Source organism: bacterium, assembly GCA_021372615.1.
Taxonomy (GTDB): Bacteria; Armatimonadota; Zipacnadia; order Zipacnadales; family UBA11051; genus JAJFUB01.
The window spans coordinates 1-12,523 of the sequence record JAJFUB010000098.1 but is presented as its reverse complement, the minus strand read 5'-3'; the positions used below and the strand labels follow the sequence as shown (position 1 = coordinate 12,523).

At 71.3% G+C, this 12,523-nt stretch carries 8 protein-coding genes; 6 read left to right on the top strand and 2 right to left on the bottom strand.

What is annotated here, in order from left to right; translation table 11 throughout:
- The first annotated feature begins 210 nt into the window (after positions 1-210).
- The 6 genes from LLH23_15240 to LLH23_15215 all read left to right on the top strand — a co-directional run bounded on the left by LLH23_15240 (position 211) and on the right by LLH23_15215 (position 10,011).
- On the top strand, positions 211-2,520 hold the full coding sequence (locus LLH23_15240; GenBank protein MCE5239820.1) for a PPC domain-containing protein: 2,310 nt from the start codon (positions 211-213) through the stop codon (positions 2,518-2,520).
- A 39-nt stretch (positions 2,521-2,559) separates the two neighbouring features.
- Entirely contained in the window at positions 2,560-3,300 is a 741-nt protein-coding gene (locus LLH23_15235; protein ID MCE5239819.1) for a hypothetical protein, read from the top strand.
- Positions 3,301-3,397: 97 nt separating this feature from the next.
- Entirely contained in the window at positions 3,398-4,915 is a 1,518-nt protein-coding gene (locus tag LLH23_15230; GenBank protein ID MCE5239818.1) for a sulfatase-like hydrolase/transferase, read from the top strand.
- Positions 4,916-5,062: 147 nt separating this feature from the next.
- A complete protein-coding gene (locus LLH23_15225) occupies positions 5,063-6,682 on the top strand; it encodes a hypothetical protein (protein ID MCE5239817.1) in 1,620 nt (539 codons plus the stop codon).
- Entirely contained in the window at positions 6,679-7,932 is a 1,254-nt protein-coding gene (locus LLH23_15220; protein MCE5239816.1) for a family 10 glycosylhydrolase, read from the top strand. The genes LLH23_15225 and LLH23_15220 overlap by 4 nt, the downstream gene beginning before the upstream one ends.
- 3 nt (positions 7,933-7,935) lie before the next feature.
- Complete coding sequence (locus LLH23_15215; GenBank protein ID MCE5239815.1) at positions 7,936-10,011, top strand: DUF5110 domain-containing protein; 2,076 nt, start codon at positions 7,936-7,938, stop codon at positions 10,009-10,011.
- Here the strand turns inward: LLH23_15215 and LLH23_15210 are convergent.
- Together LLH23_15210 and LLH23_15205 are read right to left on the bottom strand one after the other, a co-directional pair.
- Positions 9,998-11,080, bottom strand: coding sequence for a carbohydrate kinase family protein (locus LLH23_15210; GenBank protein ID MCE5239814.1), 1,083 nt, complete (start codon positions 11,078-11,080; stop codon positions 9,998-10,000). The genes LLH23_15215 and LLH23_15210 overlap by 14 nt on opposite strands.
- The gene (locus LLH23_15205) at positions 11,077-12,438 is read right to left on the bottom strand and encodes a hypothetical protein (protein MCE5239813.1); all 1,362 of its coding nucleotides are present in this window, start codon (positions 12,436-12,438) and stop codon (positions 11,077-11,079) included. The genes LLH23_15210 and LLH23_15205 overlap by 4 nt, the downstream gene beginning before the upstream one ends.
- Positions 12,439-12,523 lie beyond the last annotated feature (85 nt).

Genomic DNA, 12,523 nt, shown 5'->3' with positions numbered 1-12,523 from the left:
AAACCCGGGACACCCACGACCTGTCTCCGCTAACACGCGAGCCTATGCAAGTCAGTGCGCCCTAGTTCCCGCCCCAAGCGGCGAACCCTTGTGCCGGGCCGAAATGTCCTTAGTGTGGTAGGCCCCGGACAGCCGGGGCGACAGGAAAGGGCGAGGGCGATAGCGAACCTTCCCCCAGCCTCGTGGTCAGGTGCGTCAGCCACCGTCAGCATGAAAGCCACTGCCACAAGCCAGGGGGGCCTCTGGGTAGCGGTCCTGCTCGCGGCCTCCCTCAGCGGCGCGTGGGCGCAGTCCAGCGGCCCGCACATCGGCTACGTCTACCCCGCGGGCAGCCGCCAGGGCACGACTTGCCGCGTTGTGGTCGGCGGACAGCTCCTCGCCGGGGCCGACGAAGCCTATGTCTCCGGGACGGGTGTGCGCGCCGCGGTCCTTGAGTACGTCCGCCCGCTGGGCAACAACGAGTTGCGCGATGCGGACTGGTTCCTGCGCGAGCTGGTGCGGCGGCGCTGGAGCCTGGCGACGATGCGCACCGCCGCCCAATCCGACGACCCGCCGGAGCTGCCCGATCACCCGTGGCTGCGCGACCTGGACCACAAGAGCCGGGGGGAGTTGGCGCGGCTGCGCCAGCGCCTGTTCGATCCCCGCCAGCAGCCCAACACGCAGATCGCCGACCAGGTGCAACTGGAGATCAGCATCGCCCCGGACGCCCCGCCCGGCGACCGGGAGCTGCGGCTGGCGACACCGCGCGGCCTGACCAACCCCATGCTGTTCCAGGTCGGGACGCTGCCGGAAGTGCGCGAGGAGGACGCGGCTGAGCCCATTGCGACCACCGTGGAACTGCCCGCTGTCCTCAACGGTCAGATCATGCCGGGCGAAGAGGATCGCTTCCACGTCCGGCTGCGGCAGGGGCGGCAGACCGTGATCCGCGTGCAGGCCCGGCGGCTCGTGCCGTACCTGGCCGACGCCGTGCCCGGCTGGTTCCAGCCGGTCGTGGCGCTGCTTGACCCGCAGAGGCGCGCGGTCGCCTATGCCGACGACAACGGCTCCGACCCCGACCCCGTGCTGATGTACAAGGCCCCGGCGGAGGGCGTGTATGCGCTCGAAGTGCGCGACGCCATCTACCGCGGGCGGGATGACTTTGTCTATCGCGTCGCCGTGGGCGAACTACCCTTCGTGACGCGCATGTTCCCGCTCGGAGCCCGCGAGGGCACTGCGGCCACGGTCGCTGTCGCGGGATGGAACCTCCCGACCGCCAGGCTGTCGCTGGACACCGCGCCCGGCGGGGGGGCTGTCCGCCAGACGCGCCTGCCCCAGGCCCGGGGCCTGGGCAATGAGCTGCCGTACGCCGTGGACACACTCCCCGAGACGCTGGAAGCCGAACCGAACGACAGCGCCGCCGCCCCGCAGTTGGTGTCGCCGCCAGTCGTCCTCAACGGCCGCATCGGCCAGCCCGGCGACGTGGACTGCTTCCGGTTCGCAGGGCGGGCCGGGGAGGAGGTCGTGGCCGAGGTCCTGGCGCGGCGGCTGGGCTCGCCGGTGGACTCGCTCCTGCAGTTGACCGGCCCGGACGGCGCGCTGGTGGTTGCCAACGACGACACCGACGACCCGGCGGCAGGCCTGGTGGCCCATCAGGCGGATTCGGTCGTGCGGGTGAAGCTGCCCGTGGATGGCGACTATGTGCTGGCCCTGTCGGATGTGCAGGGCCAGGGCGGGGACGAGTGCGCCTACCGCCTGCGGCTCGGGCCGCCCCGGCCAGACTTCGTCCTGCGCGTCACGCCCGCGGGCCTGGCGCTGGGGCCCGGCCGGTCGGGTACCGTGACGGTCCAGGCCATACGACGCGATGGCCTCGCCGGGGACATTGATGTGGTTCTCAAGGACGCCCCGGCGGGGTTCACCGCCAGGCCGGTGCGCATTGCGGGGGACAAGGACACCGCGGACATGACGGTCGCCGCGCCGCGGGATGTGCCCCGGCAGGCCTTTGTGCTGCAGTTCGAGGGCAGCGCCCAGAGCGGCGGGACGACCCTCACCCGCCCGGCCGTGCCGGCCGAGAAGATGATGCAGGCCTTTGCGTACTGGCATCTTGTGCCCCAGCAGGAGTTCCTGGTGGCCATTCCGCGCCCCCGTCCGGTGCCCGCCATCTGGCGCCCGCTGCTCCCGGGGGTGAGGTGGGCCTCCGCCGGGCCGGTGCGTTTGCCGCAGGGCGGGACCGTCCAGGTGCAACTGCAGGCCCCGCCGGTGCTGGGCGATGCCCGCCGGACGGCCCTGTCGGCTCTCCGCGTGGAGCTGGCAAGTCATCCGCGAGGCCTCACGGTGCAGGGCGTGCGGGTCACACCGTCCGGTCTGGCGATCACGCTGCAGGCGGACGCGATCATCGCCCACGTGGGGGACGCGGGCAACCTGATTCTGGATGTCTCGACCGAAGTGCCCGGAGGCGGGCCGGCCGACAGGGCGGCGCTGGCGCACGAGCGCGTGTCGCTCGGGGTGCTGCCGCCCCTGCCGTTTGAGGTCGTGCGGCCGTGAGCGCCCCGGCCGGGGGAGTACCGGAGAGAAGGTGACAGCATGGGCAACCTGCGCCTCGCTTGGGCTGTGGGGGGCGCGGCCGTGGCGGTGCTGGTGGCGGTGACCGGCGGCCTGGCGGCGGAAGACGCCGTGTCGGCGAAGCTGGATCAGAGTGGCGCGGCGACGATCAGCCGTGGCGGCGTGGAGCTGGGCGTGATCGAGCTGAACGCCCACGGCCCCCAGTGGAAACACGCCCCGCAGGCGACAGCCACCGCGCAAGTGTCTGACCTGCCCGACCAGGCCGGCAAGCGCTTCGTCGGGACGCTGCCGATCCCGAACACCGACGGCGGCGCCCTGCGCTACATCGAGAGCGTGAAGACGCTGCCGCGGGGCCTGCAACTGGAGTATGACGTGGTCCCCACGAAGGTCATGAAGCTCAATGGCCTGCAGTTCTCGCTGTGCCTGCCGGTGGCGGTGTATGCGGGCAAGGAGGTGGCGGTCTCGCGCGCGGAGGGCGAGCCCGACCTCATCGGCTTCCCGGCCGACCAACCGTTCAACGGCTGGGGAGGGGAGGCGGCCCGGCTGGAGGTTGCTCGGAACGCCCCGGAGGCGATCACGCTCGACCTGCGCGCGGCGGCCGATGTCATGATGCAGGACCTGCGCAAGTGGGAGCGCCCCGTGTACGAGATCCGGCTGCCGGCCATCTCCGACGACCAGGGACGGGACGTCACCGCCGACGACCGCTTCCACCTGGACCTGACCATCACGTTCGCCGGGCCGGTGCAGCTCGTGGGGCCATGAGCCACGCCGCGGCTAGGGGGAACACCGCCGGCGCACGGCGGTGTTGATGCACCTGTTGCCTCACCGCCGGGGGGCTGACCATTAGGAGACTGGCTTCATGGACCGACGTGATTTCCTCGGCGCCCTGGGCGCTGGCGCGGCCGGGTTGGCGCTGTCGCGGGCGGTCTGGGCGACCCCTGCCCGCCTGCCCAACATCATCGTCATTCTCGTGGATGACCTCGGCTACGGCGAACTGAGCGCGCAGGGCTGCCACGACATCGCCACTCCGCGCATCGACTCCATCGCCGCCAACGGGGTGCGCTTCACCGACGGCTACGTGTCCTGCCCCCTGTGCGCGCCGGCGCGCGCCGGGCTGATGACCGGCCGCTACCAGCAGCGCTTCGGCTTCGAGGATAACCCTGCGCCCACCCCTGACGCGACCTTCGGCCTGCCCCGCACCGAGACGACGCTGGCGGAGCGGCTGCGTCGCGCCGGCTATGCCACCGGGATCGTGGGCAAGTGGCACCTGGGCCTGCGCCCGGAGCTGCAGCCGACGCGCCGGGGCTTCGACGAGTTCTACGGCTTCCTGGGCGGCGCCAATGCCTACCTGCCCGGCACCCGGGGCTTTGACAACATCCTGCGCGGGAACGAGCCGGTGAACGAGAAGGAGTACCTGACCGACGCCTTCGGGCGCGAGGCCGTCGCCTTCATCGAGCGCCGCCAGGAGGCGCCGTTCTTCCTGTACCTGGCTCTCAACGCCGTCCATGCGCCGCTGCAGGCGCCGGACGCGTACCGCGCCCGCATCCACGGCCTGCGCGGCAAGCGCCGGGTCTTCGCGGCCATGCAGACAGCCATGGATGACAACGTGGGGCGCGTCCTGGACACCTTGCGCCGACTGAACCTGGAGCAGGACACGCTGCTGTTCTTCCTGAGCGACAACGGGGGGCCGCCCGGCATGACGACCTCGAGCAACGGGGCGCTGCGCGGCGGCAAGCGCCAGATATGGGAAGGCGGCATCCGCATCCCCTTCATGGCACAATGGCCCGGCCACATCCCCGTGGGCCAGACCTGCCACCGGCCCGTGATCTCGCTGGACATCGCCGCTACCGCCCTGTCCGCCGCCGGCCAGCAGTTGCTGCCCCACTGGCAGCTTGATGGCGCCAATCTCCTGCCGTACCTGACCGGGCAGGCCACCGGCCAGCCGCACGACACGCTGTACTGGCGCTTCCAGACCCAGCGCGCCATTCGCCGGGACGAGTGGAAACTCGTCGTCGGCCCCGGCCACGACACGTGGGAGCTATACAACCTGGCCGACGACATCGGCGAGAAGCACAACGTGGCGGCCCAGCAGCCCGATCGGGTCCGGGAGATGCAGACAGCCTGGGACGCCTGGAACGCGCAGCTCATGGCGCCGCGCTGGGAACGCTACGGCCCGCGGCATGAGGGCCGGGGCGACCTCGCGCAGCGCTTCAAGGACCTCGATGCCAACGGCGACGGACGACTGACCGCCCAGGAGATGGGCCAGCCGAACACCTTCCGGCAGATGGACGCGAACGCGGACGGGGTAGTGACGCTGGATGAAGCCCGCGCCTACCCCGATGGCCGGGGTCTGGGGCTCGGGGGCGACGAGGACTAGCGACCTGTCTCAGGCAGGCGGTGTCGTTGGAGCGCGGCTCTCCAGAGCCGCAAGCCGTGTGGCGTGCGTGTGCGGCTCTGGAGAGCCGCGCTCCGACGGTACCACGCGTCGTCGTGTCACCACTCGGGGAAGGGAATGACGGCGACCATGCCGACGCTCGGGCGCATGATCGGTCGCAGGCTGGGTCTGACGGGCGCGCTGTGCCTCATTGCCGTGGTCGCGGGGGCGGCCCCGGTGCAGCTCACCCGGGGCCCCGGGGACGACACGGACGCAGCCTGGTCGCCTGACGGGCGCTGCCTCGTGTTCCAGCGCACCATCCGGCGCGACGCCGACCTGCAGGTGTTGGACATCGCTACCGGGGCGGTCAGGCCGCTGGTCGCCGGGCCCGGCAATGCCCTCTACCCGGCCTGGTCGCCCGACGGGCGCACGATCGTCTACAGCTTCGGTGAGGCCACACGCACGGTGGCCCAGGGACAGGAGCGGGGCTACAACCTCATGGCTATCCCCGCCTCTGGCGGCAAGTCCCGCCGCCTCACCGATGGCCTCGTCCGCGACTACGCCCCCGCTTTCAGCCCCGACGGCCGCGACGTGCACTTCTCCTCCACCCGTGACCTCAAGGCCTCGGCCGTGGGCCTCTTCCGGCTCGCCTTGCCGCCCGCCGACGGGACGCAGCTGCCCGCGCCCGTGCGCCTGATCGCCCGCGATGCCGACGACTGCGCGGCGGTGCAGCCGGCGCTTTCGCCCGATGGCCGCTTCATCGCCTACGGGATGATGCGCGGCCTGCGCGCGAACTGGACCATCATGCTCGCGAAGACGGCGCAGCCCGACCAGGCCTACCGGCTGACCGATCCCACCTGGCCCTGCTACGGCCCGCGCTGGTCGCCGGATGGGCGTTGGCTGGCCTGCACGGGGTACCAGCCCGGCGACCTGGGCTGGGGCCTCTACGTCATCGAGGTGCAGACCGGCGGGGCTGTGCGGCTGGACACCGGGCCGGGGAACGCCCGCAGCCCCGCCTGGTCGCCCGACGGCAAGCAGCTCGTCTTCGAGAGCAACCGCACCGGGAGCTACAAGCTCTACCGCTTCACCCCGCAGCTCCCCACGCATCTCCCCCGGCCGCAGACCGCCGAGGAGCAGGCGCCTCCCGTGCTCAAGTTCCGCTTCGCCGGGATGGCCGGACAGACCATGAAGGACGAAAGCGGGACCGGCAATGACGGCCAGGTCGTGGGAGCGGTGACACCGGCCGACGGCGGCATCACCTTCGGCCCCGGCGGCTACATCACCGTGCCGCAGCCCCGGGGCTGCGACTTCGGCCGCAAGTCCTTCTCGGTGCGGGCCGAGGTGATGGTCGAGCGGCACACGCAGGCGCTGCGCATGATCGCCGTGGGCGACTACCCGATCTGTCAGCGCGGCTGGCAACTGTACCTCGACGACCGGGACCGGTTGTGGTTCAGCTCGCGCACCGTCAGCTCGCAGTACGTCGGCGCCTGCACGGCCGGGCCGCTGCCGACCGGCCAGCGCCTGACGGTCACGGGCACACGCGATCGCCTCGGCACGGTCGAGCTGTTCGTCGGTGACGTGGCGCAGGCGACGGTGGGCACCGGGGCGACGATGGCCTACCCGGCGCCGACACAGATCCGCGTGGGCCTGCAGTTCGACAACACGATGCCCGCCACGGGCTTGCGGCTGCATAGCCTCGAAGTGCACCCCATGCTGCTCGTGCGCAGTCAGGGCGTGGGCGGCAGCCTGGAGGAGTTCCTGCGGCCATGAGACACTCGCTGCTGCTGGCGTGGGTCGTGCTCGCCGCCACAGCGCCGCTGGCGGCCCAACCGGCCGCCGCGCCCCGGCGCTTCGAGGTGGCGGCCTGGGTGGACCACTTCGACTTCGTGGGCTGCCGCGACAGAGACGGCAAGCCGCTGTTTGACACCGAGACCCCCGCGGGCAACGCCAAGATACTCGACCATGTGCAGGAGACCGGCGCGACGACCATCCTGTGGCGCAACTGCGCCGGGGCGACCATGCGCTACCCTAGCCGCCTGGACTCCGCGCATGGCGACGAGCCCCTCGACAAGCGTCGCATCCCCAGCAACGTGCCGCTGTATGGCTGGGTGCGCTATGGCGACGCGCAGCCCGACATCCTGCTCTCGGCGCTGGCAATGTGTCGCGAGCGCGGCCTGCGCCCCGGCGTCCACTGGCCCTTCGAGGAGAACCACTGGGCCGGCTTCACCATCGGGAGCTGGAACCTGGACCACCCGCAGTACTGGGGGCGGAACGCGGACGGCGTGCCCTGGTGCGGCCGGAGCAGCCTGGGCTTCCCCGAGGTCGTGCAGCACAAGCTCGGCCTGTTCGACGAGTTGCTGGAGCGCGGGGCCCAGAGCGTGTTCATTGACTTCTTCCGCACCGGTGGCTGGACCCCGGCCCTCGAGTACGCCGAGCCGGTCAGGGCAGCCTATCGGCGTCAGTATGGCGCCGAGCCGCCGGCCTCACCCACCGACCCGCAGTGGTGCCGCCACGTGGCCGGGCACGTCACGGAGCTGCTCCGGCAGATGCACGCCCATGCCCGGGCCGAGGGCCGGCGCGTCGAGATCATGGTGGGCATCCCGGCCATCGCGCCGCTGAGCGACAAGCCGATCATCACCGCCGGGGCGGACTGGCAGCGCTGGGTCCGCGAAGGCCTTGTGGACACGGTCGTCATCAACAGCGTGGGCTGGGACCGCGCCGACCCGTATGGCAGTACGCGGGCGCTGTATGAGCAGGTGCTGGGCGTGACGCGGGGACACTGCAAGTTGCTGTGCCCGGTGTCGGCGTACAATTACCACGGCGCGGGCATCCAGGAGTACATGAAGGCGACCGGGGAGAGCTTCGCGCAAGTGGCGACGCGGCTGACGGAGCTGGCGTGGGACGTAGGGGCCGACGGCATCAGCCTCGAATGCGTGGACTACAACAACTACCCCGCCGAGACGCGGCAGGCGATGAGGGCGCTGACCGAGGGCAAGTGCCGGTATGTGAAGGGGCAGTAGGCGATGGCTGAGGCCCAGCAATTGACGTGGCAGCAGGAGGCACCGGGGGTGTGGTCGGCGACGGTGGGCGAGCGGGAACCAGCCGGGCTCCTCGGCTTCGCCGCCTCCGCGCCGCAGGGGGAGGCGATCGCGCTTCTGGGCGAGACGGACTTCCCGCTGCCCCAAGCGCTGATCACGGTGGAGACACAGGCCGATCGGGTGGTAGTGCGGCTGCCGCTGGAGCCGGACGAGCAGCTCTACGGGCTGGGGTTGCAGTTCCAGTCGCTACACCAGCGAGGCAAGGTGCGGCGGCTGAGGATGGACCACTACGGCGCTGCCGACACCGGCGCCACGCACGCCCCGTGCCCGGTGTATGTCTCCAGTCGCGGCTACGCTGTGCTCATCAACAGCGAGCGCATGATGACCGTCTACGCGGGCACCACTGTGCGGCGCGACTCGCCGCACCCGCCGCCCGACCGCGACCGCACCACCGACCCGGAGTGGACGCCCAACCCGCTGTCGGATGCGGTAGAGGTCGCCGTGCCCGGCCGCAGCGTCGAGGTCATCATCTTCGGCGGGCCGACGCCGTTGCTGGCGGTGCAGCGGTATAACCTCCTGTGCGGGGGCGGCTGCCTGCCGCCACGGTGGGGGCTGGGGTTCTGGCACCGGGTGCCGATGGCCTTCACCCAGGCCGAGACGGAGGCCGAGGCGGTACAGTTCCGCGAACGCGGGTTCCCGCTGGACGTCATCGGCCTCGAGCCCGGCTGGCAGACCCGCTGCTATCCGTGCACCTACGAGTGGGACCGAGGGCGCTTCCCCGATCCCGACGCGCTGTGCGCGCGGCTGGCCGCGCAGGGCGTCCGTGTGAACCTGTGGGCGAACCCGTACGTCTCGCCACGGTCGCCGCTGTATGAGCAACTGGTGGACATGTCGGGCTCCCACACCGTCTGGTGCGGGCTGGTGCCGGACTACACGCTGGCCCCGGCGGCCGAGGCCACGACGGCGTACTTCGACCGCGAGCATCTCGCCCGGGGCGTCAGCGGCTACAAGATTGACGAAGTGGACGGGATTGACGCGTGGCTGTGGCCCGACCACGCCACGTTCCCCGCCGGGCATTCCGGCGAGGTCATGCGGCAGACCTACGGGTTGCAGGTGCAGCGGATGCTCACGGGCATGTTCCGCGCGCGCAACCGCCGCACATATGGCCTCGTGCGCGGCACGAACGCCGGCGGCGTCGGCTACCCGTACGTCATCTACAACGACTGCTACAGCCATCGCGACTTCATCACCGCGCTGTGCAACAGCGGGTTCCTCGGCGTGCTGTGGACGCCTGAGGCGCGCAGCGCGCCCACGGCCGAGGAATGGCTGCGGCGGCTGCAGACGACGTGCTTCGGGCCGCTGGCGATGATCAACGCCTGGGCCGACGGCACCAAGCCGTGGTCGTTCCCCGAAGTCGCGGACGCCGTGCGCGAGGTGATGCTGCTGCGCCGGCGCCTGCTGCCCTGTCTATACTCGGCCTTCGCGCGCTACCACTTCGAGGGTCTGCCGCCGTTCCGGGCGCTGGCCCTCGAGCAGGGCGGGGCGCCGTCACCGGCGGCCGGGGTGCGGCCCGCGCAGGGCGCACTGGATGCCACCGCCAACCCGTACGCGGTCCCGCCCCCGCGCGAGATCAAGGACGAGTACATGATGGGCGACAGCCTGCTGGTGGCGCCGCTGTTCGCCGGGGAGGCCGAGCGCACGGTGTGGCTGCCCCCCGGCGGCTGGTGCGACTTCTACACCGGCGCCTGGTACGACGGAGGCCAGGAGATCGTGGTAGCGCCGGGGCTGGAGCGCATCCCGGTGTTCGTCCGTGACGGGGGCATCGTACCCCTGCTGGTGGATGGCGGGCTGGAGGTGCGGCACTACGGCCGGGCCGAGGGACGGTTCCTGCTCTACGATGATGACGGCGAGACGTACGACTACGAGCGAGGCGAGTACTCGTGGACGGAGCTGCGGGCGACACGCGACAGCGGGGGCGCTCTGGTCGGGGCAAGCCGCGTCGTCAAACCGGGCCCCCCGCCCTCGTACGGTGAGCTGCGCTGGCGCTTCATGACGCCGTGATCTCGCCCGCCATCTCACCCCACGTTCTGAGGCCTGACGTCGTATCCACCGCGTACAGGCTGTCGCGCCCGGCGAGCATGGCCATCTGCCCGGTGGCGGCGGCCGTCTCCCCCTTCAGGATGGCAGTCAGGAACGCCCCCACGGCCGCATCGCCTGCCCCGCAGGCGTTGCAGAAGCGCGCCGGGTCGGCCGGGAAGGCGGGCAGCGGCAGGCGCTGATGGCTCCAGGTCTGCGGGTCCAGCGCGAGCTGGACAGCCGCAGTGTCGCCGGTGCACAGCAGACCGCCGCGCTCGCCGAGCTTCAGCAGCACGATCCGCGCGCCCAGGGCGACGGCCTGCTCCGCCAGGGAAATGCAGTCCGCGTCCGGCAGTTCGTCAGCCGGCGCCCCGGTTGCCCAGCGGTCGGGGGCCAGCATGAAGACGAGCTCCTCGAGGCTCGGGGTGAAGATGTCTACGTGGGGCAGCACCCGCGCCAGCAGCGCCCGCCAGTCCACGCCCCCGGTCGGGCCCTGCGAATCTGGGAGGGTCATGTCGAGCGCAGTGGCGACCCCGAGGCCGCGCACGCGAGCGAGCATGTCCGCCAGTTCGGCCCCGTCGTCGGCGCACAGGCGCGGCATGAGCGGCGGGTAGCCGAAGTGGAACAGGCGGCTGCGGGTGACGAGGTCGTAGTCCACATCGGCCGCGCCGAAGGTGGCGTTGCAGCCGGGGCATTCCAGGAAGACGCGGTCGGTGCCGGGCGGGGCGATGACGAACCCGTAGGCCGTGCCGGCGGCGTCGGTGCGGCGCAGGTGCAGCGCGGCGCCGCGCCCGTCCAGCAGGCCCAGCAGCAGGTCACCGAGGTGGTCGTGGCCGAGGAGGCCCGTCAGGGCGACACGCGCCCCGAACGCGGCCATGGCCAGACCAGTGTTGGGCACAACGCCCCCGGGCGTGATGTCCAGCGGCCCCACCTCAACCAGCTTCCCCGGACGCAGCAGTTGCGCCAGCGGCACGGCCGCCGTGTCGGGGAAAGCCGGGACCAGGTCCACACCGGTGTAGCCGGCGACGACGGCGTCGAATTCGCGATCGCTCACACCGGCATCACATCCACGCCCAGGATCGCGCACAGGTCGCCCAGCGCCGCCGTGTTGTCGCCGTACGAGATGATGTAATGCTGGCTGAGCACCTGCTGGATGAACGGCTCGACCGGCGTGTCCAGGACGATCTCCAGGCTCGGCAGTTGCGGAGCGGGCGGGGCCCAGCCGGCCTCCTCCCACCGCCGCGGCGTCTTCGCCTCCCCCGTGACCATGTGCATCGCGTAGCGGTCGCCGCAATGCGTGAGGCGCGCCACCGTCACCGGCCCGGTCTTCAACTGCGAGACATTGAGCAGACCCTCGCCGAACTCCCCGAAGGCCGTCGGCAGGACTGTGACGGGGCCGTCCACGACCTCGCTGGGCACGTAGTCCGGCACGCCCATGAGCATCCCGTCCCGCTGGAACTCGTAGAACTCCATGTACGCGCCGACCTGCCCCGTGACGCCCTTGACCATGAGCTGCGTAACCGCACCGAGGATGTCGTTTTCGGGGACGGTGCAGACGCCCTCCTCCTCGTGCAGGAGCATGAAGGCACCTGCGGGCGCGAAGCCCAGGAGCTTCTTCACGCCATCCACGTCAATCAGGGAGACCGCCTGGAAGCACCGCTCGCGCACCTTCTGCTGCACGGCCAGGAAGAGCTTCACCGTGCTCTCGATCGTGCCCGGCTGCGGCGGCTTGACGAACGACCAGCGCTGCGCCACGTCGGCCGACAGCGCGGCGACGGCCTGCGGGTCCAGGTGGTCCATCGCCTGGACCATCTCCAGCATCTCGAACGGCTCGACTTCCGGGCCGATGCGCCCGCGCAGCGAGACGCCGTCATGCTGGGTCCCATACAGGCGCATGTCGCGGTAGCCCATGGTGCCGATGCGCGCGCCGCGCAGGGCCGCGGCAGCGTGGGCGGCGCGGGCGTAGCTCATCACCTCAGCAACCGGCAGCGCCTCGCCCCGGAAGGTCGGGAGGTACTTGAAGGTGTAGCCCAGGTCGGCCATGGGCTTGCGGAGGGCCGTCGTGCCGGCCTGGTCAGCCGTGGTGACGAAGCGCCCACCCTCGTCCCAGCCCGTGAGGCCCAGCAGGATCATGGGCTTGTGCCGGAAGGCGTCGGCGATGGCGATGACGGCATGGGAGGGGATCCAGCCGGCGAGGCAGAGAATGAGCAGGTCGAAGTCCTGGCCGGCAAGCTCCGCCCTCGCCCGGGCGACATCCTGCCCGGCGGGGTCGTCGCTGACCGGGTCGGTCCAGACGAGCTGCAGGCCCTGCCCCTCGAGCACTCGCCGCGCCTCGGCGCACTTGCGCGTGATGATCTCGCGCGGGGTGTTGATCTCGCCGAAGCCAACGAAACCGGCCTTGATGGCGTCCATGTGTGTGCTCCTCTGCGGATCAGGGGGCGGGTGCCGCGTCGTGTGCGGCGGGCCCCGCCGCCGGCCGTGGGGCCCGCCGCACACG

What these genes read in the sequence shown, in the direction of transcription:
- LLH23_15240 (MCE5239820.1), top strand. Translation starts at nt 211, where the DNA reads ATGAAAGCCACTGCCACAAGCCAGGGGGGCCTCTGGGTAGCGGTCCTG.
- LLH23_15235 (MCE5239819.1), top strand. Translation starts at nt 2,560, where the DNA reads ATGGGCAACCTGCGCCTCGCTTGGGCTGTGGGGGGCGCGGCCGTGGCG.
- LLH23_15230 (MCE5239818.1), top strand. Translation starts at nt 3,398, where the DNA reads ATGGACCGACGTGATTTCCTCGGCGCCCTGGGCGCTGGCGCGGCCGGG.
- LLH23_15225 (MCE5239817.1), top strand. Translation starts at nt 5,063, where the DNA reads ATGCCGACGCTCGGGCGCATGATCGGTCGCAGGCTGGGTCTGACGGGC.
- LLH23_15220 (MCE5239816.1), top strand. Translation starts at nt 6,679, where the DNA reads ATGAGACACTCGCTGCTGCTGGCGTGGGTCGTGCTCGCCGCCACAGCG.
- LLH23_15215 (MCE5239815.1), top strand. Translation starts at nt 7,936, where the DNA reads ATGGCTGAGGCCCAGCAATTGACGTGGCAGCAGGAGGCACCGGGGGTG.
- LLH23_15205 (MCE5239813.1), bottom strand. Translation starts at nt 12,438, where the DNA reads ATGGACGCCATCAAGGCCGGTTTCGTTGGCTTCGGCGAGATCAACACC.